The following is a 25,916-nucleotide window of genomic DNA, read 5'->3' on the forward strand; positions in this document are numbered from 1 at the left end:
ATGTGATAGCATGGATTAAAAATCATGTTTGCGCAAACAGAATTTTCAGCAACGTTGGAATTCCGTTGGGAAATCCCAGTCGTTTGCCTATGATTGCGTGACCATCGTCGGCCGCGCGGCGCCGCCCGGCGCGCGCGTGAATTGGTCAGGCCACTAAATAGCCCAGGGCTATTTTCCGGTCAGGCCACTAAATAGCCCTGGGCTATTTTTCTGGGAAGGGAGAGGAAATGGCGGGTCGGTTGAGGGTGGCGGGGGCGGGGGCGGGGTTGGCGCTGTGGGCGGCGCTGTCGCCGTTGTCGGCGGCGGCGCAGGGACTGGTGCGCGTGGCGGCGGAGGCGCCGGTCCTCGTCGCGGGGATGGAGGCGACGGCGGATGGCTACGTCGAGAGCCGCTTGCGACCGCTGCGCGAGGGGGCGGGGGAGGGGCGTTTGTATGTCGTGGGGCGGCATCGGGACGCGGGCAACTGGTATGGCGCGGGCTTGGGCTTCAATCCGGCCACCGGCCGCATGCAGGTGGAGATCGTGCGCATGCGCGACGGCGCGCTGACGCGGCTGAAGCAGTTCGGCCGCGAGGCGGCGGCGGACGACCGCTTTTACACGGTGCGGCTGGAGTTGAACGGGACCACGCTGGCCGTGTACCTGAACGGCGAACGCATCACCAGTGTCGCGGACACCACCCTGCCGCGGCTGCCGGGCGGCTACGGCCTGTACGCCAGCGGCGCGGCGTTCGATGCCAGCGCTCCGGTGACCGGGGACGCGGCGCTCAAACCCGCGCGGCTGGCGCTGGCCCGCGCCCCGCAGCGCGTGCACTTGCAGGCCGGGGAAGCCGCGCCGCGGCTGCCGGTCAGCGCGTTCGGCGCCTTCAGGGCGGCTGACCCGTCGGCGGGGCCTGGCGTGGCCACCGCGGCGAACGCCCCGGCCGGCGGCGCGCCCTTCGTCTTCACCGCACGTGCCGCCGATCCGGCCCTGCTGCGGGCGGAGGCCGATGGCGGCCACGTGACGCTGTTTCCACTCGCCGCGGGCGCGACGTCGCTGACGCTGGCCAGCGTCGAGGATCCGAACGTGTTCTCCGTGGTGGACGTGGTCATCGGCGAACGCGCCCCCGCGCGCGCCGCCGGCTACAAGCTGGCCGGCGCCGTGACACCCGCCATCGGCGAGCGCGACGTCCCGTACGACACGCCCCTGCGCCTGCGCTTCGACCAGCCGCCCACGCTGGGCCGGGGCGGCGCCATCCGCGTGCTGCGCAAGCGCGACGGCGCCCTGGTCGACACCATACGCACGGCCGGCGAGTACGACCTGCTGGGCTACGAGGGCCAGGAATACCGCCGCGCGGTGCGCCGGCAGCCGGTGGTCATGGAAGGCCGCACGGTCGTCATCCACCCGCACAGCGCGCGCCTGCGGCCGGGCGAGGAATACCTGGTGACGGTGGACGACGGCGTGTTCGCCGGCACGCTGGAAGGCCAGCCTTTCACCGGCGTCGCCGCGACCGCGGGCTGGACCTTCCGCACCCGCGCCGCCGTCCCCCGCGGCGCGCGCCTCACGGTGGACGACGACGGTGCCGCCGACTTCCGCACCGTGCAGGGCGCCCTGAACCACGCCATGCGGCACGTGAAGCGCGCCACGCCGGTGACCATCGCCATCCGCGACGGCCGCTACCGGGAACTGCTGTTCCTGCGCGGGAAGGACCGCGTGACGCTGCGCGGCCAGAGCCGGGACGGCGTGGTGATCGACGCCGTCAACGCCGACGGCCTGAATCCCGGCTCGGGCGCATCCCAGGCCGCCGGCTCGCCCGGCATCGGCGGCGGCCGCGCGATCTTCCTGGTCGAGGACGCTGACCTGCTGACGCTGGACACGCTCACCATTCGCAACAGCGCGCTGCGCGCCTCGCCGGCCGGCGGCCAGGCCGAGGCCCTGTTCTTCGCCAGCGAGGGCCGGCTGATCGCGAAGAACGCCAGCTTCTTCAGCGAGCAGGACACGATCCAGGTGCGTGGCTACTCCTGGTTCTACCGCACGCTCATCGCCGGCAATGTGGACTTCGTGTGGGGCAACAACCGCGCCGCGCTGTTCGAGGACGGCGAGCTGCGCACGGTGGGCGACAGCGCCAACGGCAAGGGCGGCGGCTACCTGGTGCAGGCCAGGACGCTGGCCGCGAATGACAAGGGTTTCGTCTTCCTCAACAGCCGATTGACCCACGGCCCCGGGCCGACCGGCAACGACGTGCCGGCGGGCGCCACCTGGCTGGCGCGCAGCCCGGGCTATGAAACCAGTTGGGACCACGTGTCCTTCATCAATTGCCGCATGGGTCCGCACATCGCGCCCGCCGGGTGGGCCGGCAAGGGCGTCGCCAGGCAGCCGGCGCCCAATCCCGCCGTGGGCAGCGCCGGCGCCGGCTGGCGCGAACACGGCAGCATGGACCTGGCCGGACGCCCGCTGGACCTGGGCGCGCGCGAGCACGTGCGGCTGTTGACGGCGGAGGAGGCGCGCGCGCAATTCGGCGGCCGCGCGCTGATCTTCGCCGGCTACGGCGATGGACGGGGCTGGCGGCCGACGCCGCGGCGCGCAGAGTAGGAAACCCCGGCGCCTAGCGCGCCGCCGGCACCGGCAGGCTGATGGTGAAGGTCGTGCCTTCGCCGGCGATGGATTCCACCGCGATCATGCCGCCGTGGGCGTGCACGATTTCGCGGGCGATGTACAGCCCGATGCCCAGATTGGTGCTGTGGATCTCCTGTCCCGGTTCGGTGGCGGCGAAGCGCATGAAGGGTTCGAAGACGCGGATCAGCTGCCCGGGCTCCAGGATCGGACCGTTGTTGTGGATGGCGATGCGGACGTGGGCCGCGTCGCGCTGCACGACGACGCCGACCGGCGCGTCCGCCGCGCCGTACTGCAGCGCATTGCCGATGAGGTTGGACATCACCTGCGCCATGCGGCCGTTGTCGAACAGCAGTTCGATGGCGCCGGGGCCGGTCAGTTCGATGGCGCGGTCCGGATGGGATATCTGCAGCTCGGCCACCACGTTGCGGCACACCTCCATGAAGTTGCCGCCGCTCAAGCGGACCGGTATGCCGGTGCCCTGGTGGGTGCGGGTGAAATCGATCAGGTCGTTGATGAGCTTGCTCATGCGCTGGCCGGAGGTGTACATGCGGGTGGACACCAGCATGTACTTCGGCGACAGGTCGCTGGCGCCCATCATGAAGCTGGCGCCGCTGATGATGGCGCCCAGCGGATTGCGCAGGTCGTGGCCGAGGATGGCCAGGAACATGTTCTGCGACTGCTTGACCATGCGCGCGTAGCGCGCCACCGATTCGGCCAGGGCCTGGTCGATGGCCTCGTTGAAGCGTGTGCACTCATGCAGGTCGGACGGCGCGCGTTCGGTGGCGTCGGTCCATAGCCGCAGCACGCTGGCGCGCAGCGCCCGGTATTCGGACACCAGCTGTTCCACCGTGTAACCCGACAGCAGGCGCGCCTCGGCGTGGGTTTCCGCCGCCGTCGGGCCGCGTTTGGTCCCGCCCTGGCCCTGCGCCTTCAGCGACTGTTGCTCCTCCGTTTGCGATTGCCTCAGGTCGTGCGCGACGGTCAGCAGCATTTCCCGCGCATGATCGCGCAGCGCGTCGTCGTCCATGGTCAAGGCCGGCGGTTCTATCGTCCTGGCGAAGCTTTCCCATTCCATGAGGATGGGTTCCAGATTGGCGAGGATGAATTCGCCGAGGGTGGATGGGTTGCTCATGCCTGCTCCTCTGGGGTAAAAAAAAAGCCCGCCGAGGCGAGCTTCTACCACCCGGCGTGCCGGGTGCTTATTTGATGGGACGGATGTTGCTGGCTTTTTCGCCTTTGGGACCCATGCCGCGTTCGAAGGAAACGCGCTGGTTTTCGGCCAGGCTCTTGAAGCCTTCAGCCTGCACGTCGCCGAAGTGCGCGAACAGATCCTTGCCGCCGTCGTCCGGCGTGATGAAGCCGAAGCCTTTGGCGTCGTTGAACCATTTAACCGTGCCGTTTTGAGTCGTCATTTGTTTTTTCCTTAAAAATAAAGGGCGGTATGCCCGAAAGGCACTACAGGCAAGAAAGACGAAACCGCAGGATATTCAGACAGGAAGCGCTCGAGGTGAGCGATACAGGAGAGAGGCCAACAATAACTTCAGCTTGATGAAGTGCAGTACCCAATATACAGCAGTGCGCCCCATTCACCTAGCATTACTTTGCTGCGGTGCGGTAGTGCCTGAAGGTATGTTAGATAACAAACAGACGGCGGCGTCGAGTGCTGCCATGGTGTCCTGGATGTCAACTGACATCCCCGCCACGTTGTACCAATCCCAGGAAAAATCATGTACCCAAACGCAACCGAAAATACGGACGCGCGCTCCGCGTTCGCCAGCCTGCAGCTTAACGCCTTCAATTGGTTTGGTAGTCTCGCCGTGGACAGCATGGAGAAGATTGTCACCCTCAACATCGCCACCGCCAAGGCGGCCACCGAGAACTTCCAGCGCCTGATGCACTCGGTGCTGCTGGCCAGGAGTTCGGCCGACCTGGTGGAGTTGGGCGCCAAGCAGCGCGAGTCCAACGCGGAAGCCACCCAGGCCTACGGCTCGGAACTGAGCGCCATCCTGACGAACGCGAAAGACGACTTCAGCGCGAAGCAGCGGGACACCACGGAACAGTTCGGCGATGCGGCGCAGGCGCTGGGCGAGGATGCGCGGGCGGTGGTGGACCAGAATGTCGCCGACTACAAGAAGGGTGTCAGCAAGTCCCGGCAGGTCATGGAAGACGAGGGCGGCATCCCGGGAACCACACCCAAGGCCTGACGGCGGCGCGCGCCGCGCGCACGCCCCGGCGTGGCGCCTAGCGGCCTGTTCCCAGCCGCGGCGCGCCAGTGTCGCGGGCGGACCGCGGCCGCGCCTGCCGTTGCGGCTGCCGCGGGGCGCCGCCGTCGCCGCCTTCCAGCCGGAACACGCCCACCGCCCGCATCAGCGCGGCGGCCTGCTTCTGCATGCTTTCCGCCGCCGCCGCCGCCTGTTCCACCAGCGCGGCGTTTTGCTGGGTGACCGCGTCCATCTGCGTGATGGCCTGGTTGACCTGCGCGATGCCGGCGCTCTGCTCGTTGCTGGCCGAGCTGATCTCGCCGACGATCTCGGTCACCTTGCGCACGCTGGCGACCACCTCGTCCATCGTGCTGCCCGCTTCCGCCACCAGCTTGTTGCCGGCCTCGACGGTGTCGACCGAGGTGCCGATCAGCGTCTTGATTTCCTTGGCCGCCGCCGCGCTGCGCTGGGCCAGGTTGCGCACCTCGGACGCCACCACCGCGAAGCCGCGGCCCTGTTCGCCCGCGCGCGCCGCCTCCACCGCCGCGTTCAGCGCCAGGATGTTGGTCTGGAAGGCGATGCCGTCGATGACGGAAATGATGTCGACGATCTTGCGCGAGGAGTCGTTGATCGAGGCCATCGTGTCGACCACCTGCGACACCACGGCGCCGCCCTTGCGCGCCACGTTGGAGGCGGACTCGGCGAGCGCGTTGGCCTGGCGCGCGTTCTCGGCGTTCTGCTTGACCGTGCTGGTCAGTTCCTCCATCGACGCGGCGGTCTGCTCCAGCGAACTGGCCTGGCTCTCGGTGCGGGCCGACAGGTCGGCGTTGCCGGCCGCGATCTCGCCGGACGCGGTGGCGATGGTGTCGGTCGCCATGCGGACCTCGGTGACGATCTTGGCCAGGTCGTCGCGCATGGCCTTGATACCGTTGAGCATGCTGGCGCCGTCGTCGCGCTTGAGGTCGATGGCCACGCTCAGGTCGCCGCCGGCGATGCTGCGCGCGATGCCGGAGGCGTAGTCCGGCTCGCCGCCCAGCTGCTTGAGGAGGCTGCGCGAGATCAGCACGCCGATCGCCAGCAGCAGGCCGGCCAGCAGCACCGCGGCCAGCGAGAATTCGATGGTGCGCGCGCGGATCGCCGCGTCGACGGTGTCGACGTACACGCCGGAGCCGATCAGCCAGCCCCAGGGCTCGAAGCCCTTCACGTACGACACCTTCTTCACCGGTGTGTCGCTGCCCGGCTTGGGCCACATGTATTCGACCGAGCCGCCGCCCTTGGCCTTGACCACGTTGACGAATTCGACGAACAGCTGCTTGCCGGTCGGGTCCTTGTTGCCGGAGAGGTCCTTGCCGTCGAGCTCGGGTTTGATCGGATGCATCACCATCTTCGGCTGCATGTCGTTGAGCCAGAAGTACTCGGTGCCGGCGTAGCGCAGGCCCTTGATGGTGTCCTTGGCCTGCTTCTGGGCCTCGGCCCGCGGCATCAGGCCGGCCTTTTCCTGGTTGTGGAAATGCACCAGGATGCCGTGCGCGGCCTCCACCGTTTGCTGCACATTGCTTTTCCGTTCCTCCAGGATCAGCGTGCGCTCGGACACCAGGAATATCGCCGTGAGCAGGACGATGCCCACGATGGCGCTGATGTTCAGGACGGCCAGTTTCCTGGCGATGCTCATGGACTGCCAAAACGTCGGGTTCATGCACTCTCTCCCTTGCTATTCTTTTATATGGCGCGGGCCCGCCGGGGCGGGCCGCAAATCCAGAATCGCACGCGGGTTGATGCAAGTCAAGACGTCCGGGCTTGGAAGGGCGGCCGCTGTCTCATTGAGGAACGGGGGCCGCCGGGGCGGGGTGGCTCAGAGTTTCACTTTGAGGCCCAGCGCCAGTTCCGTCCTGCCGATGTAGGCCCGGCCGGCGAGCAGGTCAGCCCCGATGCTGCGCGCCAGGCTGAAGGTGGGCACGAACTTGCCGGCGTTGTTGAACTCCAGCCCCAGGGACGCGGCGTACAGCTTGTGGTTGCCCTTGTCGCGGCCGCCGCTGGTCCAGCGGTCGTGCTGGTGCTGCGCCAGCAGGTGGAACACGGGGGCGATGCCGGTGGCGCCCACGCCGTCCGTGCCGGCCGGGTACAGCGTCCAGTCGGCGCGGGCCAGCAGGCCGGAGACGCGGCCGGAGGGGCTGGCGCCGCCGCCGCTGGCGTGGTCGGAATAGGCGCCGCCCTTCAGCTGCGTGTGATGGGTCCAGCCGGCGTCGCCGGCGGGCTGGTAGAACAGCTCGGCGGCGAGGACTTCCCTGTCCTTGGTCTTGTCATCGTAGCGGGTCGGGCCGCCGTCGTCCGCCAGTTGGGTGAGCGATTTGCCGAACTGCAGGACGCCGCTGTACTGGTAGGACACCACGGCGCCGGACGGTCCCGTGTCCACCACCCGGAAGTGGTAGGCCGACAGGCTGACGCCGCGGTCGTTCTGGCGGGTGTCGTCGCCGGTGTCCTTGTGCCAGTACACGCCGGCGCCGTACTGCAGCAGCCCGGGCGCCTCGCCCGGCAGCGGCCGCTTGCCCTTGATGGCCAGGTTCGCGTGCACGGTGGTGACGTCGCTGCCGTCGCCGCTGCGCACATGCGACAGCGTGGCCGGCTCGGCCCAGGGTTGCTCGGTGGGCGCCTTGTCGCCCGTCAGCACCACTTCGGCGAACGCGGGCGCGCACGCGAGCGCGCAGAGCAGGGGCAGGGTTTTCCGGATCATGGCTTGTCCTTTCCGGTCAGCGCGTACACGCAATCGGCCACGTCCTGGATGGACTCGCACTCGTCCTGGCCGCTGATCTTTTTCTTGATGCCGGTTTCCTTTTCCAGCCGCGTCTCCAGCCACAGCCACATGATCTTGACGCCGTTCTCGACCATCTGCAGCTCGATGAATTTCTTCGGCAGGATTTTGTCGAAGGTGCCGTATTTCAGGCTGAAGCGCTCGGGCGAGCCGCGGTCGGCGGAGTCGAAAATCAGCGCGTTGATCTTCACGTTGTTGTACTTGGGGTCCGTGCTTTCCATGCTTTCCATGTCGCTCTCCATTGGGTTTTGGGTTGGTGATTGCATGGCAGGCAATATGGCACAAACGATCATGGCGAAGTCTATCGAATCCTCACGCCCGGGGCAAAAAAAGCCCCCCGCGGGGGCCGCCAGCGGGGGGCTTCACGGCGTCCGGGGCCTAGTTGGCGCAGCCCATGGCGCGGATGCGGTCGTAGGCCGCCTTGGCCTGCACCAGGCCGTAGCCGTAGTAGGCGTCGCGTCCCGCCGCGCCCAGGTCCTGCGCCGACTTGTCCAGCGTGGTGCGGATCTGGTCCGCCGTGCAGGCCGGGAAGTAGCTCCACACCAGCGCCGCCACGGCCGACACGTGCGGTGTGGCCATCGAGGTGCCGTTGTACAGCGCGTAGTTGGTGGCCTTGATGGCGATGGTGGCGCTCTGGCCCAGCTGGCCCTGCAGCGCCGCGCCCTCCGCGCCGGAGGCGGTCACGGAGGGGATGGCGGTGGCGGTGCCGCCCAGCGTGCCGCTGAAGCCCTCCGGCGCGTTGTTGTAGACCACCGCGCCCACGCCGCCGCTGGCCTGGCAGTTGGCGACCTTGACGCCGAAGGCGAGGGCGCCGCGCTTGATCAGGCACACCTTGCCGGCCACCGAGGCGTCGATCTGGTCGCCCAGGCCGAACGGGGCCAGCGGCGCGGTGACCGTGGAGGCCGGCGAACCGTCCATGCCGCCCGGCGCGTAGCTGGTGGCGCCCACCTTGAGCGACGAGTCGCGGCCCGCGCCCATCGGCACGGTCGACAGCACCTGCACGCCGGGCGCGGCGATTTCCACCTTGGGCGTGAATTGCGAGAAGTCCGCGACCTTCTTGTTCTCGTCCAGCGCCGCCACCGACATCACGCTGGCGTAGCCGGCCGGGTAGGACTGGGCGTTGTTGCCGTCGTTGCCGGCGGCGGCGATGGACAGCACGCCGCGCTTGGCCAGGCCGTCGAAGGCGCGCTCCTCGGCGCGGCTCGGCACGTCGCCGCCCAGCGACATGCTGATGATGTTGGCGCCGGCGGCGCCGCATTTGTTGGCCGCCGCGATCAGGGTCGAGGTGTAGGCCCATTCCTCGGGACCGAACACCTTGATGATGTGCAGTTTCAGCTGGCGGTTGGCGTTCACGCCCACCACGCCCACGCCGCCGTTGTTGACGGCCGCGATGGTGCCGGCCACGTGCGTGCCGTGGTGGTTCTCGTCGGTGTACCAGGGGCCGGTGCCGGGATTGGTGTGGCCGGTCGCCTGGTTGCCGGCCAGGTCCTCGTGGGCCAGGTCGATGCCGGAGTCGATGATGCAGACGGTGCGGTTGCCGGCGTAGGTGTCCGGCAGCTGGTCCGCCTGCACCATGGCGATGCCGTAGGGCACCTGCTGGCCCGTCTGGTAGGGCGTGCCGGTGGACGGCGCGCTGGTGGCGAACATCCTGCGCTTGGCGTCCTCCTCGACGAATTCGATGTGCGGGTTGTTGCGCAGGCCGTTCAGGGCCTTGGCCGGTATCTCGGCGGCCGCCGCGTCGATGTCGGCCAGGTCTTCCTTGATGCTGCCCTTGGCGGCGGCGATGGCCGCCTTGCCGTTTTGCTGCGCGCCTTTTTTGAAGGCGACGATGACGCGTACATTGTCCGGCTGCGCGGCGGCGGCCACGCTGGCGCCCACCGCGGCGGCCATCAGGCCCATGACGAATACCGCGCCTGCTTTTGCATTCTTACTTTTGGCTATGAACATGCTGTTGTCCTATCGGCTGTAAGGATTGATGAAGCCGTCCGCTTGTGGCGGGCGAAAGCCGATGTTAGGGAGCTTGTATCAAAGGGTCAACGTTGATGTTCAGCAATTTCAATATAAAAACAACAATGCGGTGATCGCCTACTTGGCGGCCGCCTTGGAGGCGTTGGCGGGCCGCACCTGCTCGATCGAGCCATCGGCCGCGTAGCTGATCGGCTCGATGGCGATGGAGCGCCGTATGCTGTCGCCGCCCGGCAGCAGCTTGTCGTGGTAGAACAGATAGGACTTGCCCTCGTGCTCGATGATGGCCTGGTGGTTGGTGGAGATGTCCAGGTAGTCGAGGATGACGCCGCGGTACTCGTACGGTCCCATCGGGTTTTTCGACGTCGCGTACACGATCTGGCCCGGCCAGCCGGTGGAGAAGCTGAAGTAGTACAGGCCATTGCGCTTGTGCAGGAAGGGCGCCTCGCCGTAGACCTTCTTTTTGTCGCTGGCGGGCAGGCCGGTCACGGCCAGGTTCTCGATCGGCCCGGCGGTGTGGATCATGTCCGGCTGCAGGCGCACGATCTTGGGCACGCGGGTGCCGAACATCAGGTAGGCCTGGCCGTCGTCGTCGATCAGCACGGCCGGATCGATGGGTTCGTCGCCGGCGTTGGCGTCGCGCGCCTTGTCGATCAGGGCGTCGCCGCGCGCGTCGGTGAACGGACCTTGCGGATGATCGGCGACCGCCACGCCGATCTTGTCGCCGCCGACCGGCGCGTAGAAGTAGTACTTGCCGTTGCGCTGGGCCGCCTCGGGCGCCCAGGCCTTGGCGTCGGGCCGCGCCCACTTGAACACGGCCACCGACAGGAAGGAGCCGTCGTCGGTCCAGGTCTTCATGTCCTTGGAGCTGAACAGGCGCCAGTCGGTCGAGTCCCAGTACTTGCCGGAATTGTCCTGGTCGTTGGTGGCGTACAGGTAGAACTTGCCGGCGAAGTAGTGTGGCGAGGGATCGGCGTTGAAGCGCGGCGAGATGGGCGCGCCGGCCAGGGCGGGCGCGCACAGCGCGACGGCGGCGGCGAGGCCGAGGGCGCGCCAGGTCATTTTCAGCATGGTTGGTCTCCGTTTTTGGTATCGATAACAGAATCGTAGCACAACCGCGGCGGGGTTGGGAGGCGGCGGGTTTGCTATGCTAGCGGTTTTTCCGTTTTCGGAGTACCGCACATGGTCTCGTTGCAAGAGCAGTTATTGAAAGCCGGCCTGGTCGACAAGAACAAGGTCAAGAAGGTCAACCAGGACAAGAGCAAGCAGAAGAAGGAAGAGCGCCGCACCGGCACCGAGAGCGTGGACGAGGCGCGCCTGGCCGCGCTGGAGACGCAGCGCAAGAACGCCGAGCGGGCGCGCGAACTGAACGCCCAGCGCGACGCGGCAGCCGCGCAGAAGGCCATCATGGCGCAGATCGTGCAGATGGCGCAGAAGAACCGCCAGAGCAAGGGCAACGGCGACATCGCCTACAACTTCACCCACGGCACCAAGATCGAGCGCATCTACGTGTCGGCGGCGGTGCAGGCGCACCTGATCGCGGGCCGCCTGGTGATCGTGTTCGTGGGCGGCGCCTTCGAGCTGGTGCCCAGGGTGATCGCCGACAAGATCGCCGAGCGCGACGCCTCGCTGGTGGTGCGCGTCAACAAGACGGCCACCCAGGTCGACGAGGACGACCCGTACGCGGCCTTCCAGATTCCCGACGACTTGATGTGGTAGCGCCGGCTTGATGGGAATGGACTGGTTTTCCCCGGCGCAGTGCGTCGGGTATGTGGCGTTCGTGCTGGGCGTCGGCTCCTTCCTGCAGATGGACGACCGGCGCTTCAAGCTGTTCATGGCCGGCGAGTGCCTGGCCTATGTGGTCCACTTCGCGCTGCTGGGCAATCCCACCGCGGTGGCCAGTTCGTGCATGTCGCTGCTGCGCTCGCTCGTGTCGCTGCGCACGCGGGCCTTGTGGGTGGCGCTGGCGTTCGTGGCGGCCAATCTGGCGCTGGGCCTGGCCCTGGCGAAGCAGGCCAGCGACTGGCTGCCGCTGGCGGCGTCCTGCCTGGGCACGCTGGCGTTGTTCCTGCTGCAGGGGATCGCGATGCGGCTGGTGATGCTGTGCGGGACGGCGCTGTGGATCGCCAACAACGTCATCGCCGGCTCCATCGGCGGCACCGCGCTGGAAGTGGTGATCGCCGTGGTGAACGCGGCGACCATCGTGCGCATGGCGCGCCAGGAGCGGCCGCGGACTGTGTGACAATCCCTCCTTGAGGACGAAAAAAAAGCTCGCCGAGGCGAGCTTTTTTCATGTTCCGGGCAGTCTTAGAACTGGTTCATCGTGTTGTCTTTGCCGGCCGCCTTCAGGGCCGCTTCGCCGCTGAAGTAATCCTTGTGGTCGTCGCCGATGTCCGAGCCGGACATGTTCTGGTGCTTGACGCAGGCGATGCCCTGGCGGATTTCCTTGCGCTGCACGCCGGCCACGTAGCCCAGCATGCCCTGGTCGCCGAAGTATTCCTTGGCCAGGTTGTCGGTCGACAGCGCGGCGGTGTGGTAGGTCGGCAGCGTGATCAGGTGGTGGAAGATGCCGGCTTCGCGGGCCGCGTCGGCCTGGAAGGTGCGGATCTTCTCGTCGGCGGCGACGGCCAGTTCGGTGGTGTCGTACTCGACACTCATCAGCTTGGCGCGGTCGTAGGCGGACACGTCCTTGCCGGCGGCCTTCATCGCGTCGTACACCTGCTGGCGGAAGTTCAGGGTCCAGTTGAACGACGGGCTGTTGTTGTACACCAGCTTGGCGTTCGGGATGACCTTGCGGATTTCGCTGACCATGCCGCCGATCTGGGCGATATGCGGTTTTTCGGTTTCGATCCACAGCAGGTCGGCGCCGTTTTGCAGCGAGGTGATGCAGTCGAGCACGCAACGCTCTTCGCCCGTGCCGGCGCGGAACTGGAACAGGTTGCTAGGCAGGCGCTTTGGACGCAGCAGCTTGCCTTCGCGCTTGATGATGACGTCGCCGTTGCCCAGCGCGTCGGCCGACACTTCCTCGCAATCGAGGAAGGAGTTGTACTTGTCGCCCAGGTCGCCCGGCTTGTTGGTGACGGCGATCTGCTTGGTCAGGCCGGCGCCCAGGGAGTCGGTGCGGGCGACGATGATGCCGTCGTCCACGCCCAGTTCCAGGAAGGCGTAGCGGATGGCGCGGATCTTGGCGAGGAAGTCCTCGTGCGGCACGGTGACTTTGCCGTCCTGGTGGCCGCACTGCTTCTCGTCGGACACCTGGTTCTCGATCTGGATGCAGCAGGCGCCCGCCTCGATGAACTGCTTGGCCAGCAGGTAGGTCGCCTCGGCGTTGCCGAAGCCGGCGTCGATGTCGGCGATGATGGGCACCACGTGGGTCACGTGGCCGTCGATCTGCGCCTGGATGGCTTGCTTGGCGGCGCCCTCGGCGGCGTCCAGCTGGCGGAACAGGCCGCCCAGTTCACGCGCGTCGGCCTGGCGCAGGAAGGTGTACAGCTCCTTGATCAGCGCGGACACGGCGGTTTTCTCGTGCATCGACTGGTCCGGCAGCGGGCCGAACTCGGAGCGCAGCGCGGCGACCATCCAGCCCGACAGGTAGAGGTAGCGGCGGTCGGTGCTGTTGAAGTGTTTCTTGATCGAAATCATCTTCTGTTGACCGATGAAGCCGTGCCAGCAGCCCAGCGACTGGGTGTACTGCGACGGGTCGGCGTCGTAGCGGGCCATGTCGTCGCGCATGATCTTGGCGGTGTACTTGGCGATATCCAGGCCGGTTTTGAAGCGGTTCTGGGCGCGCATGCGGGCGGCGGACTCAGGATTGATTGCGTTCCAGGCGCTGCCTTGTTTGTCTTTCAGGCCGGCGATGGCTTGGATGTCGTCTTGGTACTGGGACATGTGAATCTCCTAAAAAGGTGGGATAACCGGAAGCGAACTGCATGGAGAAATGATAGCCCTTCTGATGAGTCGAAACAAGTCTTATATAAGACATATAACTTAAATTAAATCATTAAAATTCAAGGAGTTAATTATTAAATTTCGGTATGTGAAATTAATTTTCAAAAAATGGGATGAAATTGCGGCGATTTTTCCGGTTTCCATTCCACAATGTAGGATTGATTTTCAGCATTGTGAAATCACAGGGTTGATCACTCAAAATCGCGGCGCCAAGGTAGCATCGTACGCCTGAAATCCGCCCGGCCGCGCGGCGTCCGGCCCACCTTTGAGAGGCCATCATGGTATTTGTCGACAAAACGCAACTGAGCCTGGCGCTAGTCCTGGCGGCGCCCCTGTTCGCCCAGGCGCAGGCGCCGGCGCAGCCGCAAGCCCGGGCTCAGGCGGGCGCGGCGGCCAGCGTCACCGTCAGCGGCCAGCGCGGCGCGGCCGGCGACCCGCGTCTCATCGTCGCCGCCAAGAACCGCATGCTGTCGCGCACCCTGGCCTCGTCGTGCGGCTTCATGAGCGGCTACAGCGCCAACGACGACGACGTCATGCTGCGCTATATGAGCGACTTCAACCTGGAAGACAGCGCGTCGAACCTGGCCGAGCGCTTCAACGAATTCGGGCCGCTGGGCGACGCGTCCAACACGCCCGACGCCACCTCCATCGAGGACCCGCTGGCGGCGACGGACCCGAACGCGCCAGCGGTCGCCTGCGGCCCGGCGGACCGCCGCTTCGCCGCCGGCATCAACCGCATCATGCGCAAGGACAAGACGCTGGCGCAGGCCTTCGCCGCCCTGGACCGCGACGACGGCCCCGGCGCGCTGGCCCTGTTCAAGGCCGCCCACGACAAGATAGGCTACGACGCCGCCGCGCTGATGCTGGGAAAAATGCATCTATACGGCATGGGCACCCCGCGCGACACGGCGCAGGCCATCGCCTGGCTGCGCAAGGTGGTCGACGCGCGCTACGACCCGGTCGCGGACCGCCTGCGCTTCGATCCCGCCCATCCGGACATGATCAACGAGCGGGCGGAGGCCATCATGCTGCTGGCGAAGATCCACCTGTTCGGCATCGGCGTGAAAAAGGACGCGGCCGAGGTGGTGAAGTGGTACGCCAAGGCGGCGGACGTTGGCTACGTGCCGGCCTCGGCCATGCTGGCGCAAGCCCGCCTGACGGGCTTCGGCGGCCCCCGCGACGTGGCGCGGGCGCGCGGCCTGCTGGCGGAGGCGGGCGAGGCCGGCTACGTGCCGGCGCTGTACGAGCTGGGCCGCCTGTACTACAACGGCGACGACGGCGTGGCGCGGGATTACAAGATGGCCGGCGCCTACTTCACGGCCGCCGCCAAGGCCGGTCACGCGGGCGGCCTGTTCGCCGCCGCCCGCATGTACGACCTGGGCCAGGGCGTGGCGCCGGACCAGCCGCGCGCCATCGCGCTGTACAAGCAGGCCGCGCTCAAGGGGCAGCCGGACGCCGAGAGCGCGCTGGCCACGTATTTCTACGAGGGCCAGCTGGTGCCGCAAGACCACGCGACCGCCCGCAAGCTGTTCAAGGAGGCCGCCGTGCAGGGCCAGGCCGACGCCATGTTCAACCTGGCCGTGATGTCGCTGGAGGGGCAGGGCGGGCCGAAGGACGTGGCGATGGCCTACGTGTGGTTCAGCCTGGCCAAGGCGTCCGGACACGCCTCGGCCGACACGGCGCTGAAGGCCGTGGCGCCGCGGTTGACGGCGCAGGACCAGGCCCGCGTGGACGCGGTGCTCAAGCCGGCGGCGCGCTGACCGCTCCCGGCCCACGCGTTGGGATCCCGGAGCGTTGTCCCGTTGTTCGTTCGCTGCACCTCGCAACTGGTGGTTGGCCGGCACTCGTCGCATCAGGCCCGACGGCTCATCCTCGGGCCTACTCGTCCTGCACGTCGATTTGCAACTGGTCGCATAAGGCGTTGAATTGCGCCTCGTCGACAGTCTTGAAAACTGTCGCCTGCCAGGCGTCGCCGCCGTCGCCCAGCAAGGCCAGGGTCTGCCCTCGCTCCGCCAGCCACGGCCGCAGCGCCGACAGGATGGCGCTGACGCGCGCCGGTCCCTGCGGCGGCTCGGCCGGCGGCGTGAACGCGGGCCAGCCGCGCGTCGCGCACAGCCGCTGCACCTGATCCGCGAGGGTTTCGTCGTCCTTGATATCCGCCTGCAGGGCCAGCCCGGCGCCGGCCAGCGCTTCCATCGCGTTGAACAGGTCCGGCATGGTCTTGCGCGGGCCCAGCGCCTTGCGGGCGATGGCGGCCAGCGGCGCGCTGTCGCCGCAGACGATCTCGATCCAGCGCGCGTAGGCGGCTGAAGGCGTGAGCTTTTTGCCCTGCGCGGCCGGATCGAGCGGCGCGGGCAGGTCGTCGCCGGCCCCCACGCCGACGCCGCGCCACGCGTCGCGCCGCTGGCGCGCATGCACGCGGTACCAGGCGACCAGCTCGCCCGGGTAGTCGGGCAGGTCGCGGAACGCCGCGTCGTCGATGTCGTAGGCGCACGCGGCCAGGGCGGCGTGGAAGGGGGCGATGGTGAAAATGGCGCCGTCGCCGGCATCGCGGCGGTAGCCGTGCGGCGCCATGATGGCCGGCCATTTGCGCAGGAAGGCGTGCAGGGCCTTTTGCCGCTCCGGTGCCGCCGCCAGGACCGCGCCGGCGACCGGCTTCTCATAGGCGTCCGTATTCGCGTCCCGCGCGAACTTGCGGGGATAGGCGTGCCCGGGCAGGAAGGCCTTGAGCAGCAAGTGGAACGGCGCCGAGCTTTGTCCGGTGTCCACCCAGTCGCCGATGCGCTCCAGCGCGCCGCCGTCGGTGTCGAAGCAGGCCAGGGCCAGCAGCAACAGCCAGGCGTCCATGTCCCACGAGCGCATCTCCGGTCGCTGGCCGGGGAAGTAGCGCCGCGTCAGCCCGCCGGCGCGCTGGAGGTCGGGCAGCAGGCGGAGGCGGAAGTGTTCCTCCAGCTCCGCGGCCGAGTCGCCCCGGGCATGCCGGAAGCGCAGCGCCCTCAGCAGGCGCGCCTGGACGTCCAGCAGGCCGTCCTGGTCGGGATGGTCGGGATCGGCCTCGGCTTCGCGCAGGGCGGAGCGCGCCAGGTTTTCATTGGAGGCGATTTCCTGGTCGAGGTCCGCCAGGGTGCCGCTTTCGGTGCGGGAGTTGTACATGGGCGCGGGATGGTTGTCGAAAAAGCATATCTTAATGACATTTCAACGCCCGCGATGTTCAGGAGGAAGGCCGGCGCAAGGCGCGCATGGTGAAGACGGCGATCTGTTCCAGCGCGCGCGCGTCGGCGCCGCCGCGCGCCGCCACCCGCATGCCCGCCAGGCTGGACGCCACGAACGCGGCGGCGGCCCGCGCGTCGAGATCGGACGGCGTCTCGCCGGCGGCGCCGGCGCTGGCCAGCCGCCGCTCGATGGCCGCCAGCTGGGCGCGCGCGCTGGCAGCGGAGATCGACGCCACCTCCGGATCGGACTGGCCGAACTCGAACACCGCGGTCACCCCCATGCAGCCCTCGCGGCCCGCGCCGGCGCGCCGGGCGAAGGCCCTCAGCGCGGCCTCCAGGCCGTCCAGCGGCGAAGCGCCCGCCTCCATGTCGCCGGTGAATTCGGCGATGCTGGCGGCGTTGTAGCGTTCCAGCGCGGCCAGGTACAGGCCGCGCTTGTCGCCGAAGGTGTCGTACATGCTTTGCCGGCCGATGCCCATGGCGCCCAGCAAATCGTCGGTCGAGGCGCCCGCGTAGCCCTTTTCGCGGAACAGGGCGATGGCGCGTTGCAGCGCGGTGTCTTGGTCAAACGCCTTCGGTCGGGCCATGGATGCGATCGGTTCTGGATGGGGGAGTCCATTATACCGGTCAGGCGATCATGCCCCCGTCGATGGTGAAGCTGGCGCCGGTCACGTAGCCCGCCTCGGGCGAGACGAGGTAGGCCACCATGCCGGCGATCTCCTCCGGCCGTCCGAGCCGGCCCACCGGCGACATGCCCACCAGCGCGTCCACATACCCTTCCGGCACCATGCCGGTCTGGGTGGGGCCTGGCTGCACGTTGTTGACGGTGATGCCGCGCGGGCCGAGATCGATGGCGACGCCGCGCACCATGGCGGCGACGGCGCCCTTGGTCATCGCGTACACGCTGCTCTGCGGGAAGCCCACGCGCTCGCGCGCCATGCTGCCGATGGTGACGATGCGGCCGCCGGCCTTCATGTGGCGCAGCGCCTCCTGGATGGCGATGAAGGCGCCGCGCACATTGACCGCGAGGCTGCGGTCCAGCCGTTCGATGGGGAAGCTGTCGACCGGGCCCATCTCCAGCACGCCCGCGCTGTTGACCAGGATGTCCAGCGAGCCGAACTCCCCGGCGGCGCGGTTCACGGCCGCGCGCAACTGGGCCTCGTCGGCGCTGTCGGCCTGGATCGCGAGCGCGCGGCCGCCGGCGGCCTCGATCCTGGCGGCCAGCGCCAGGGCCGTCTCCCGCGACGAGGAATAGGTGAACGCCACGGCCGCGCCATCGCGCGCCAGGCGTTCCACGATCGCGGCGCCAATGCCGCGCGAACCGCCGGTGACCAATGCTGCTTTTACGTTTTGCATAATTACCCCTGGGTTAATTCTGGACTGGATTGTCAAGAACTGGGGTGGAGTCTAGGTATTCTGGACTATTTAGTCAAGAAAGATTTGATTCGGCGTGCCTTATTAGAAAGTTCACTCTTTTGTGCTGCGAAGTTCGGCATTCTTGTGTAAGGTGGCATGGCGGGCACGGAAAACCACCAAGGCAAAGAAAGCTGACGAAACATGACTAGCGAGGCACCGCTCTACAAGAATCACGTAATGCTGTTGTCTCAGAATTTTTTCATCAAGGACAACCAGGCTGAGCTGCTTCTGTACGCGCACAAATACGACTTCGACATCCTCTTCTTCAACGAAATGCGGGACTTCGTCGCCGCCGTCCAGAACGACCAGGGCCACAGCCTGTTCGTCATCGACCTGGACGCCTTGCACAACATGCAGTCGGACCTGCTGGAAAGCCGCAAGACGCTGATGCTGGGCGAACTGCTGCAGCGCCTGCCCAGCGAGCAAAGCTACGTCTACCTGCAGACCGTGCGGCAGGGCGGCCGCTTCCTGTTGCAGCAGCGCCTGGTCGACAGCAACTGCCTGGCCTACGCGGAAAAACCGATCGCCAACGACGTGCTGGTCGACAAGCTGTTCAACCTGTTCGTGCAGCGCAAGCGGGGCGACCTGGTGCGCCTGATCTGCCTCGGCGAGGAAACGGGGCTGGACGAGGCGGCGCTGCTGGAGCGGCGCGTCGAACTCATCCGCCACGCCGACGCGCAGACGCTGCACCTGCGCGTGAAGGAACTGCAGCCCGACATCGTGCTCATCAGCGACACCGAATACGCGCGCACCGAGGCCATCGTGCGGGTGCTGAAGAAAAACATCGAAGCCGACCCGGTGCGCGAAATCACGCTGCTGCAGCGCCAGCCGGACGCGGCGCTGGCGCGGCGCGCGCTGGCCAGCGGCTTCGACGGCATCGTGCCGATGGCCGACGCCGACCTGCTGACCGAACAGCTGGTCAACCGCGCCAACAAGATACGGGTCAACAAGGACTTGATCGGCAAGGACCGCGCGACCGGCCTGCTCAACAAGGTGGGCCTGCAGAAGAAGGCGCAGGAATTGATACGGCAGGCGGCGCGCGAGGAGCGCCCGCTGGCCTTCGGCGTGGTCGACATCGACAAGTTCAAGACCATCAACGACACCTGGGGCCATTACTTCGGCGATATCGTCATCAAGCGCCTGTCGCTGACGCTGGCGCCGCACATCGGCGAGCGCGATCTGCTCAGCCGCTTCGGCGGCGAGGAGTTCGTGGTGGTGTTCTGGGACTGCACGCTGGAGCAGGGCTGGCAAAGGCTGGACGCGATGCGCCAGTCCTTCTGCGCGATCCCGTTCGAGGTCAAGCCGGGCGACCTGCGCCACTTTTCCTTCAGCGGCGGGGTGGCCGCCTATCCCGAGTACAAGAGCGAAAACGAGTTGTTCCTGCGCGCCGACGCCATGCTGTACGAGGCCAAGGAGGGCGGGCGCAACCAGATCCGCGTCGCCCCCGCAGCGCAGCGCCAGGGCGCGCACCGCTAGGCCGCGCCCCGGCGGGCGGCGACCAACGCGGCAATGCGTGCTTTGTCACAAGCATGATGCAAGTGACGGTGCGCGGCCCCGGGGCTTGAGTTGCCGTGCGCCCACAAATTCGGAACGCGTGGCCCGACCGGCGGCGAAAAAGGTGTACTGTTTACACATGTGACATTCATGTCACGAAGTGGCGCCCATTGTTCGATCAATCAATTAAAGGAATGTGGAATATGCGATTACTCCCCGGTTCAGGCAAATCCGTCGCTTTCGCCGTCGCGGCATCGGTCTTTTCCCTTGGCGCCCTCGCACAGAGCTGGCCTAGCGGTACGGTGACGGCGGTGGTGCCGTGGCCGCCCGGAGGGCCGTCCGACATCGCGGCGCGGCCGCTGGCCAAGGGACTCACGGAGGCGCTGGGCCAGACCTTCGTCATCGACAACCGCGCCGGCGGCGGCGGCAACATCGGCACCGCCGCGGTGGCCCGTTCCAAGCCGGACGGCCAGACGCTGCTGATCACGTCCAGCGCGCCGATCGTGATCAATCCCAGCCTCTACAAGAAAATGACCTTCGATCCGCTCAAGGACCTGGCGCCGGTGACCAACCTGCTGCGCGTGCCGCTGGTGCTGGTGGCGCACCCGTCGGTGCCGGCCAAGACCCTGAAGGAGCTGATCGCCCTCATACAGTCCAAGCAGGGCGGCTTCTCCTACGCCTCCTCGGGCAACGGCACGCCGCAGCACTTGACCGGCGAATTGTTCGACAAGGTGATGAAACTGAACATGGCCCACGTGCCGTACAAGGGCTCGGCCCCGGCCATCACCGACCTGCTGGGCGGCCACATCCCCATCATGTTCGACAGCACCATCGCCATCATGCCGCACATTAAAACCGGCAAGGTGAAAGCCATCGCCGTCTCGGGCGCGCAGCGCTCGCCGTTGCTGCCGGATGTGCCGACCTTCGCCGAGGCCGGCGTGCCGGTCGAGTCCTACGCGTGGTACGGCCTGTTCGCGCCGGCCGGGACGCCGAAGGAGGTCGTCGCCAAGATCAACGCCGAGGCGCAGAAGGTCATGAAGCTGCCGGAGTACCAGAAGATCCGCGCCGAGACCGGTTCGGACTATGTGGGCGACACGCCGGAAAACTTCACCAAGTTCGTCCACGCCGAAACGGCCAAGTGGTCGAAGGTGGTGAAGGATAGCGGCGCGACGGTGGACTAAGGCGGAACGCGCTTCGCCGACTTTTGAGGTAAATTCGGGGGCAACGTCAATTCAGGAGTCCCCGAATGCCGCTCGCGCTTTACGGTCATCCCTTCTCCTCGTACACGCAGAAAGTGCTGATCGCCCTGTACGAGAACGCCGTCCCCTTCGAGTTCCGCTCGATCGGGCCGGATACCCCGCAACACACGGCCGACTGGCTGCAACGCTGGCCGTTGCGCAAGTTCCCGCTGCTGGTGGACGGCGGGCGCAATGTCGCCGAGACCAGCATCATCATCGAGTACCTGCAGCTCGCCCATCCGGGCCCGGTGCGGCTGCTGCCCGAGGAGCCGATGGCCGCGCTGGAGGTCCGCTTCCTGGACCGCTACTTCGACCTGCACGTGATGAGCCCGATGCAGCACGCGGTGGGCGGCGCGCTCACGGGGGATCCGGTGAAGCGCCGGGAGGCGCTGGCCTTCGCCCAGGAAAAGCTGGAACTCGCCTACGCCTGGCTGGAAGGGGAGCTGGCCGGCAGGACCTGGGCCACCGGCGCCGACTTCACTTTGGCGGACTGCGCCGCCGCGCCCTCGCTGTTCTACGCGGACTGGACGCACCCGATTTCCGCAGCCTTCCCCGTGCTGCGCGCCTACCGCGCGCGCCTGCTCGCCCGTCCGTCCATCGCCAGGGCGGTGGACGAGGCGCGCCCCTTCAGGCCCCTGTTCCCCCTGGGCGCTCCCGACCGGGATTGACGCGTCCCCGCGCCGGGCGCCGCCTCCCGCGGGCGGCCGCCCCGCGCCCGTCCCCGCCCCGAACAGGGCATTCGTCAGATTCGCACCGCGCCTTGTTGGTTTTCGCAGTTGAATTCATGGCAACACTCATCCACACTGGATCGCTGGAATTGGCCTGACCAAAATTCGGTGCCAACGACAGGTACAACCGATACCAATAACTTGGAGATGACGTATGACCATACTGAAAATGCGGATAAGCAGGGCCCTATGCGCGGGCGTGGCGATGCTGGCCAGCGCCGGCGCCAACGCGCAGATTTCCTCGCTCGGCGCGACCGGCTGGGCCGCCACCGGCACCAACAACCTGGGCGGCACGGGCACCACGGGCGGCCACGGCGCCACGGCGGCCAAGACCTACACCGTCAGCACCCGCGCCGGGCTGATCCAGGCCTTGTACGGCAACACCGCCACCATCAAGACCGACGGCACCTTCAGCGGCACGCTCGACAACAGCAAGAAGATCATCTACATCTCCGGCACCATCAGCCTGAGCCAGAACGCGGCCGGCACCGAGCTGACGGCCAACAACTACGTGACCTACGCCAACGCGGCCAGCAGCACCTGCGCCGGTTACGGCTACACCACCTTCACCCAGATCTGGAACGCCTACCTGGCCGCCTACAAGCCGCCGTACGCGAACGTTCCGCCGTCGAGCGATCCGGTGGAGGCGGCGCGCGCCTGCGCCAGCAACCAGATGAAGAAAACCGTCGTGCTGAACGTGCCGTCCAACACCTCCATCATCGGCAACGGCGCGACCGCCAAGATCATCCACGGCACCCTCATGCTCAACGGCGCGAGCTCCAGCGCGCCGGTCGACAACATCGTGATCCGCAACGTCGCCTTCGAGGACGCGTTCGACTTCTTCACCGCCTGGGACCCGACCGATTCGGGCGGACGCTGGAATTCGAACTACGACACCGTGTCGATCCAGCACGCGACCCATGTGTGGATCGACCACTGCACCTTCTCCGACGGCGCGCGCACCGACGACCAGTTCCCGTCCGTGTGGGCCGCGCCGTATGACGGCGAGCTGTATCACGTGCAGCACCACGACGGCCTGCTCGACATCACCAAGTCGGCCAACCTGGTCACCGTGTCGTACAACCACCTGCACGACCACGACAAGGCCATGCTGATGGGCGGCACCGACAGCGCCAGCCTGACGGCGGAAAACCCGGGCGTGCTGAAGACGACCTTCCACCACAACTACTTCCAGAACCTGGTGCAGCGCAAGCCGCGCGTGCGCTACGGCATGGTCCACTTCTACAACAACTACTTCTCCGGCAGCAACACCGCCACGCTCTACAACTGGATGGTGGGGCTCACGTCCGGCCAGGGCTCGAAACTGTATGTGGAGAACAATGTCTTCGCCATCAGCGGCGGCGCGTCGGCCAGCGACACCATCGGCGCGTCGGTCAGTTCCGGCAGCGCGCTGACCAATTGCGCCGCCCTGTCCGGCATGAGCACGGCCCGCTGCAAGCCGTATATTTTCGATAGCGGCAACCTGCTCAACGGCGCGTCCGTGAACCTCAGCGCGACCGCCAACGGCGCCAATTCGCTGGTGAACGTCACCTCCACCCCCTGGTCGTCGGCCGCCAATCCCGCCGCCACGCCGTCGGCCACGCCGGCCAGCTACTACAGCTACGCGGTGGAGGCCACCACCAACCTGGCCACCACCGTGCCGGCCGCCGCCGGCGTCGGCAAGCTGTAGCCGCGTGGTGTCCGAAGGGGCTCTCAGTAGACCGAACCGCCCGGCTGGCTGGAGGTGAGCACGCCGTTGACGGCGGAGATGTTGTAGTCGACGGTGCCGCCCTGGTAGCTGGCCCAGTTGCGCATGTCGAAGCTGGCGCCGCCGGACAGCCTTTGCGTGCCGATGTTGCGGTAGGTGAGCGGCGTCTTGGGCTTGCAGACCTCGGGCAGGCCCACCGTGCGCAGGAAGTAAGCCGAGCCGGCGCCCACGCGCGTGGCATTGCCGCCCTCGACCAGCAGCGCGGTCTCGACGTCCACGCCCACGCCGTGCACGCCGCCGGCCCAGCCGTCTTTGACGATGCGTGCCATGAACGCCACCAGGCGGCCCATGCGGTCGCGCGTGTCCATGTGCGAATCGGCGACCAGGCCGCCCATGTCGGGCAGGGCCAGGAAATCGCGCTCCAGCGTCATCGCCTTGTCGTAGGGATTGGCCAGCGCCGCCGACGACGTGATCGAGCCGTTCAGGGCGGAGAACATGAACCTGCTCATCGCCGACAGGCCGGCGCTGGTGCCGCCGATGGGGATGTTCCTGCCGGCCAGCGCCTCGATCGCCGTTTCCAGCGGCGTGCCCTTCCAGAACTTCACGTAGTCGCTCTGGTCGCCGCCGGCGATGAACAGCGCCTCCGCGCCCTGTATGCGCCCGATCACGAACGGATCGCTGGCGGCCTCGCGGCTGGCGATGGTGATGGTCTCCACCGAGGCCACGCCGCCCATCGCGTACACATAGGGATTGTAGGCGTCCGTGCCGCGCGAGCGGATGACGACGAAATTGCCGCCGCCGGACTTCCGTATCATCCACTTGAAGGCGTCGTCCACGTCCGGCCCGCCGCCCATCAACACCAGCGTGGGCAGGGGCGGCGCCGGCAGCGTGACGTTGGCGGGATCGCCGACCACGGCGTAATCATAGGGTTTGCCCGCAGCCGCGAGGCCGGGCGCGAGCAGCAACGCCGCGAGCCAAAGGGACAGGACCGGCAACAAACCGCGTGGGGTGTATGTGCGCATATCAGGCTCCGGCGATGGGTGTGGAAGCCGATTGTACGCCTGTCGGCCGCCGCCCCGTGTTCACCCGCCCGGGATGGGGTATGCTAGGAAAATGCCGCCTCCAAACACGCACACCATTCCCCGTTTCTGGCGGGATGCCAGCCTGCCCTTCATCGAGGCGCGGGCCATCGACGATGGACGCAAGGTCGGCTACGCCAACCACTCGCACGAGACCTTTTCCATCGGCGTGATCCGCAGCGGCCGCACCGACTACATCAACCAGGCCTCGCGCCAGCGCGTCGGTCCCAACACCGTCGTCATGATGAATCCGGGCGACGTCCACGCCTGCAACCCCATCGCCGACGAACCCTGGTCGTACCGCATGCTCTATGTCGACCGCTCCTGGCTGGGCGGCTTGCAGCATGAATGGGGATTCAGCGCGAATCAGGACTTCCGCTGCTTCGCCGCCACCATGAGCACCGCGCCCGCGCTGTACGCGGGCTTCAACCGCTTTTACGAAGTGCTGATGGACGGCGCGGCCGACCAGCTGCTGCGGCAATGCGCGGCGGTGGCGTTTTTCGAACAGGTGCAATCCAGCCTCGATCCGGCCGCCCTCGTCGAGCGCGAGGCGAACCGCAAGCTCGAACGCGCGGCCGAATTCATCAGCGACAACTGCACCGGCGCGTTGAAGCTGGAGGACATCTGCGCCGCGGCCGATTTGTCGCCGTCCTATCTGATCCGCGCCTTCAAGACGCGCTACGGCATGACGCCGCACGCCTACCTGCTGAACCGCCGCATACAGCTCGCGCGCGGCCTGCTCAAGGGCGGCGCGGCGATCGCCGATGTCGCGCTCGACACCGGCTTTTCCGACCAGGCGCATTTCCAGCGCATCTTCAAGCAATTCCTCGCGGCGACGCCGGGGCAGTATCGCCGCTGAACAGCAGGTAGACGGCGCTGGCGGCGAGCAGGAAGGCCATCGTGCGGTTGAGTCGCCGCATGCGTGACGGGTCGCCCAGGCGGCCGCGCAGAAAGGTGCCGGCGTACGCCCAGCAGGCGATCGACAGGTAGCAGATCGCGAAATACAGCACCGCGAATTGCCACACCCGCAGCGCGTCGCCGTTGGCGGCGAACGCGCCCATGCCGGCCACCGACGCCACCCACGCTTTCGGATTGAGCCATTGCATGGCGGCGCCGACCAGCAGGGAAGGGCCCTTGCCGTGCGCGTCGGGATGGAGCGAGCCGTCGTCGCGCGCCAGCTTCCACGCCATCCACAGCAAAAAGGCCACGCCGGCCAGTTGTATCGCCCGCGTCAAGGCCGGCGCGCGCGCCAGCAGTTCGTGCAGGCCGAGGCCGGTCAACAGCAGCAACACGGTGAAGCCGACCGTGGCGCCGGTCACATGCCGCATGCTGGCGCGAAAGCCGTGCCTGGCGCCGATGCCGAGGGCGACGATGTTGACGGGGCCGGGGGAAATCGATGAAGCCAGGGCGAAGGCCGCCATGGAAATCAGGATGCTCATAGATAGGGGTCTCCGATAAGAGTGACGATACCGGAGTGGACGATACGCGGGGCGGGAGCCGCCGTATTGAAGAAAATGCCCCCGGGGC

General features: G+C 67.1%; 23 protein-coding genes. 10 read left to right on the top strand and 13 right to left on the bottom strand.

All coding sequences use genetic code 11. The features are described 5' to 3' along the window. Positions 1-227: 227 nt before the first annotated feature. Positions 228-2,567 carry a pectinesterase family protein gene (locus BM436_RS11325; protein ID WP_143133078.1) on the top strand — a complete coding sequence of 780 codons (2,340 nt, stop codon included), beginning with the start codon at positions 228-230 and terminating at the stop codon, positions 2,565-2,567. A 13-nt stretch (positions 2,568-2,580) separates the two neighbouring features. On the opposite strand, the gene BM436_RS11330 is transcribed toward BM436_RS11325, so the two are convergent. Next, a complete protein-coding gene (locus tag BM436_RS11330) occupies positions 2,581-3,723 on the bottom strand; it encodes a sensor histidine kinase (RefSeq protein ID WP_093555624.1) in 1,143 nt (380 codons plus the stop codon). A 67-nt stretch (positions 3,724-3,790) separates the two neighbouring features. Next, on the bottom strand, positions 3,791-4,003 hold the full coding sequence (locus tag BM436_RS11335) for a cold-shock protein (protein WP_093555625.1): 213 nt from the start codon (positions 4,001-4,003) through the stop codon (positions 3,791-3,793). Between the two features lie 315 nt (positions 4,004-4,318). On the opposite strand from BM436_RS11335, the gene BM436_RS11340 reads away from it, so the two are divergent. Further along, positions 4,319-4,795, top strand: a complete 477-nt coding sequence (locus tag BM436_RS11340; protein WP_093555626.1) for a phasin family protein — start codon at positions 4,319-4,321, stop codon at positions 4,793-4,795. Positions 4,796-4,832: 37 nt separating this feature from the next. On the opposite strand, the gene BM436_RS11345 is transcribed toward BM436_RS11340, so the two are convergent. The 5 genes from BM436_RS11345 to BM436_RS11365 form a co-directional block, all read right to left on the bottom strand. After that, positions 4,833-6,488, bottom strand: coding sequence for a methyl-accepting chemotaxis protein (locus BM436_RS11345; protein ID WP_229490020.1), 1,656 nt, complete (start codon positions 6,486-6,488; stop codon positions 4,833-4,835). A gap of 156 nt (positions 6,489-6,644) precedes the next feature. After that, positions 6,645-7,523, bottom strand: a complete 879-nt coding sequence (locus BM436_RS11350; protein ID WP_093555628.1) for a hypothetical protein — start codon at positions 7,521-7,523, stop codon at positions 6,645-6,647. Next, positions 7,520-7,831, bottom strand: coding sequence for a hypothetical protein (locus BM436_RS11355; protein ID WP_093555629.1), 312 nt, complete (start codon positions 7,829-7,831; stop codon positions 7,520-7,522). The genes BM436_RS11350 and BM436_RS11355 overlap by 4 nt, the downstream gene beginning before the upstream one ends. A gap of 148 nt (positions 7,832-7,979) precedes the next feature. Further along, positions 7,980-9,548 (bottom strand): S8 family serine peptidase, encoded by a 1,569-nt coding sequence (locus BM436_RS11360; RefSeq protein WP_093555630.1) that lies wholly within the window; start codon positions 9,546-9,548, stop codon positions 7,980-7,982. 138 nt (positions 9,549-9,686) lie between these two features. Beyond that, a complete protein-coding gene (locus BM436_RS11365; protein WP_177307136.1) occupies positions 9,687-10,637 on the bottom strand; it encodes a family 43 glycosylhydrolase in 951 nt (316 codons plus the stop codon). A gap of 111 nt (positions 10,638-10,748) precedes the next feature. On the opposite strand from BM436_RS11365, the gene BM436_RS11370 reads away from it, so the two are divergent. Continuing rightward, positions 10,749-11,285: a DUF2058 domain-containing protein gene (locus tag BM436_RS11370; RefSeq protein WP_093555631.1), complete on the top strand. Its 537-nt coding sequence runs from the start codon at positions 10,749-10,751 to the stop codon at positions 11,283-11,285. 16 nt (positions 11,286-11,301) lie between these two features. Next, the gene (locus tag BM436_RS11375; RefSeq protein ID WP_093555632.1) at positions 11,302-11,808 is read left to right on the top strand and encodes a YgjV family protein; all 507 of its coding nucleotides are present in this window, start codon (positions 11,302-11,304) and stop codon (positions 11,806-11,808) included. Between the two features lie 65 nt (positions 11,809-11,873). Here BM436_RS11375 and BM436_RS11380 read toward each other — a convergent pair whose 3' ends face one another. Next, positions 11,874-13,454 carry an isocitrate lyase gene (locus BM436_RS11380; protein WP_093555633.1) on the bottom strand — a complete coding sequence of 527 codons (1,581 nt, stop codon included), beginning with the start codon at positions 13,452-13,454 and terminating at the stop codon, positions 11,874-11,876. 338 nt (positions 13,455-13,792) lie between these two features. Between BM436_RS11380 and BM436_RS11385 the strand changes: the two genes are divergently transcribed. Continuing rightward, a complete protein-coding gene (locus BM436_RS11385) occupies positions 13,793-15,274 on the top strand; it encodes a tetratricopeptide repeat protein (protein WP_093555634.1) in 1,482 nt (493 codons plus the stop codon). A 118-nt stretch (positions 15,275-15,392) separates the two neighbouring features. On the opposite strand, the gene BM436_RS11390 is transcribed toward BM436_RS11385, so the two are convergent. From BM436_RS11390 to BM436_RS11400, 3 genes are read right to left on the bottom strand one after another with little or no spacing between them, the layout of a single operon-like run. Continuing rightward, complete coding sequence (locus BM436_RS11390; RefSeq protein ID WP_093555635.1) at positions 15,393-16,667, bottom strand: DUF6630 family protein; 1,275 nt, start codon at positions 16,665-16,667, stop codon at positions 15,393-15,395. 58 nt (positions 16,668-16,725) lie between these two features. Then, positions 16,726-17,313, bottom strand: a complete 588-nt coding sequence (locus tag BM436_RS11395) for a TetR/AcrR family transcriptional regulator (protein WP_093555636.1) — start codon at positions 17,311-17,313, stop codon at positions 16,726-16,728. Positions 17,314-17,353: 40 nt separating this feature from the next. After that, positions 17,354-18,082, bottom strand: coding sequence for an SDR family oxidoreductase (locus BM436_RS11400; protein ID WP_093555637.1), 729 nt, complete (start codon positions 18,080-18,082; stop codon positions 17,354-17,356). 237 nt (positions 18,083-18,319) lie between these two features. Here BM436_RS11400 and BM436_RS11405 point away from each other — a divergent pair, with 237 nt between their 5' ends. The 4 genes from BM436_RS11405 to BM436_RS11420 all read left to right on the top strand — a co-directional run bounded on the left by BM436_RS11405 (position 18,320) and on the right by BM436_RS11420 (position 23,292). Then, entirely contained in the window at positions 18,320-19,618 is a 1,299-nt protein-coding gene (locus BM436_RS11405) for a GGDEF domain-containing protein (RefSeq protein ID WP_229490022.1), read from the top strand. Between the two features lie 221 nt (positions 19,619-19,839). After that, positions 19,840-20,817 carry a Bug family tripartite tricarboxylate transporter substrate binding protein gene (locus tag BM436_RS11410; RefSeq protein WP_093555639.1) on the top strand — a complete coding sequence of 326 codons (978 nt, stop codon included), beginning with the start codon at positions 19,840-19,842 and terminating at the stop codon, positions 20,815-20,817. A 65-nt stretch (positions 20,818-20,882) separates the two neighbouring features. After that, positions 20,883-21,542 carry a glutathione S-transferase family protein gene (locus BM436_RS11415; RefSeq protein WP_093555640.1) on the top strand — a complete coding sequence of 220 codons (660 nt, stop codon included), beginning with the start codon at positions 20,883-20,885 and terminating at the stop codon, positions 21,540-21,542. A 214-nt stretch (positions 21,543-21,756) separates the two neighbouring features. After that, positions 21,757-23,292 (top strand): pectate lyase family protein, encoded by a 1,536-nt coding sequence (locus BM436_RS11420; RefSeq protein WP_218164838.1) that lies wholly within the window; start codon positions 21,757-21,759, stop codon positions 23,290-23,292. A gap of 23 nt (positions 23,293-23,315) precedes the next feature. Here BM436_RS11420 and BM436_RS11425 read toward each other — a convergent pair whose 3' ends face one another. Beyond that, positions 23,316-24,332: a cyanophycinase gene (locus BM436_RS11425; protein ID WP_143133080.1), complete on the bottom strand. Its 1,017-nt coding sequence runs from the start codon at positions 24,330-24,332 to the stop codon at positions 23,316-23,318. A 91-nt stretch (positions 24,333-24,423) separates the two neighbouring features. On the opposite strand from BM436_RS11425, the gene BM436_RS11430 reads away from it, so the two are divergent. Beyond that, positions 24,424-25,248: an AraC family transcriptional regulator gene (locus BM436_RS11430; protein WP_093555643.1), complete on the top strand. Its 825-nt coding sequence runs from the start codon at positions 24,424-24,426 to the stop codon at positions 25,246-25,248. Here the strand turns inward: BM436_RS11430 and BM436_RS11435 are convergent. Next, positions 25,205-25,828: a LysE family translocator gene (locus tag BM436_RS11435; RefSeq protein WP_093555644.1), complete on the bottom strand. Its 624-nt coding sequence runs from the start codon at positions 25,826-25,828 to the stop codon at positions 25,205-25,207. The two genes, BM436_RS11430 and BM436_RS11435, sit on opposite strands and share 44 nt — an antisense overlap. Between the last annotated feature and the right edge of the window lie 88 nt (positions 25,829-25,916).

The sequence above is a fragment of the Pseudoduganella namucuonensis genome (genome assembly GCF_900116645.1).
Lineage (GTDB): Bacteria > Pseudomonadota > Gammaproteobacteria > Burkholderiales > Burkholderiaceae_D > Rugamonas > Rugamonas namucuonensis.

Bases quoted from the DNA above. Each gene is read 5' to 3' on its own strand.
- BM436_RS11325 (WP_143133078.1), top strand. From the start codon at position 228: ATGGCGGGTCGGTTGAGGGTGGCGGGGGCGGGGGCGGGGTTGGCGCTG.
- BM436_RS11330 (WP_093555624.1), bottom strand. From the start codon at position 3,723: ATGAGCAACCCATCCACCCTCGGCGAATTCATCCTCGCCAATCTGGAA.
- BM436_RS11335 (WP_093555625.1), bottom strand. From the start codon at position 4,003: ATGACGACTCAAAACGGCACGGTTAAATGGTTCAACGACGCCAAAGGC.
- BM436_RS11340 (WP_093555626.1), top strand. From the start codon at position 4,319: ATGTACCCAAACGCAACCGAAAATACGGACGCGCGCTCCGCGTTCGCC.
- BM436_RS11345 (WP_229490020.1), bottom strand. From the start codon at position 6,488: ATGAACCCGACGTTTTGGCAGTCCATGAGCATCGCCAGGAAACTGGCC.
- BM436_RS11350 (WP_093555628.1), bottom strand. From the start codon at position 7,523: ATGATCCGGAAAACCCTGCCCCTGCTCTGCGCGCTCGCGTGCGCGCCC.
- BM436_RS11355 (WP_093555629.1), bottom strand. From the start codon at position 7,831: ATGGAAAGCATGGAAAGCACGGACCCCAAGTACAACAACGTGAAGATC.
- BM436_RS11360 (WP_093555630.1), bottom strand. From the start codon at position 9,548: ATGTTCATAGCCAAAAGTAAGAATGCAAAAGCAGGCGCGGTATTCGTC.
- BM436_RS11365 (WP_177307136.1), bottom strand. From the start codon at position 10,637: ATGCTGAAAATGACCTGGCGCGCCCTCGGCCTCGCCGCCGCCGTCGCG.
- BM436_RS11370 (WP_093555631.1), top strand. From the start codon at position 10,749: ATGGTCTCGTTGCAAGAGCAGTTATTGAAAGCCGGCCTGGTCGACAAG.
- BM436_RS11375 (WP_093555632.1), top strand. From the start codon at position 11,302: ATGGACTGGTTTTCCCCGGCGCAGTGCGTCGGGTATGTGGCGTTCGTG.
- BM436_RS11380 (WP_093555633.1), bottom strand. From the start codon at position 13,454: ATGTCCCAGTACCAAGACGACATCCAAGCCATCGCCGGCCTGAAAGAC.
- BM436_RS11385 (WP_093555634.1), top strand. From the start codon at position 13,793: ATGGTATTTGTCGACAAAACGCAACTGAGCCTGGCGCTAGTCCTGGCG.
- BM436_RS11390 (WP_093555635.1), bottom strand. From the start codon at position 16,667: ATGTACAACTCCCGCACCGAAAGCGGCACCCTGGCGGACCTCGACCAG.
- BM436_RS11395 (WP_093555636.1), bottom strand. From the start codon at position 17,313: ATGGCCCGACCGAAGGCGTTTGACCAAGACACCGCGCTGCAACGCGCC.
- BM436_RS11400 (WP_093555637.1), bottom strand. From the start codon at position 18,082: ATGCAAAACGTAAAAGCAGCATTGGTCACCGGCGGTTCGCGCGGCATT.
- BM436_RS11405 (WP_229490022.1), top strand. From the start codon at position 18,320: ATGCTGTTGTCTCAGAATTTTTTCATCAAGGACAACCAGGCTGAGCTG.
- BM436_RS11410 (WP_093555639.1), top strand. From the start codon at position 19,840: ATGCGATTACTCCCCGGTTCAGGCAAATCCGTCGCTTTCGCCGTCGCG.
- BM436_RS11415 (WP_093555640.1), top strand. From the start codon at position 20,883: ATGCCGCTCGCGCTTTACGGTCATCCCTTCTCCTCGTACACGCAGAAA.
- BM436_RS11420 (WP_218164838.1), top strand. From the start codon at position 21,757: ATGACCATACTGAAAATGCGGATAAGCAGGGCCCTATGCGCGGGCGTG.
- BM436_RS11425 (WP_143133080.1), bottom strand. From the start codon at position 24,332: ATGCGCACATACACCCCACGCGGTTTGTTGCCGGTCCTGTCCCTTTGG.
- BM436_RS11430 (WP_093555643.1), top strand. From the start codon at position 24,424: ATGCCGCCTCCAAACACGCACACCATTCCCCGTTTCTGGCGGGATGCC.
- BM436_RS11435 (WP_093555644.1), bottom strand. From the start codon at position 25,828: ATGAGCATCCTGATTTCCATGGCGGCCTTCGCCCTGGCTTCATCGATT.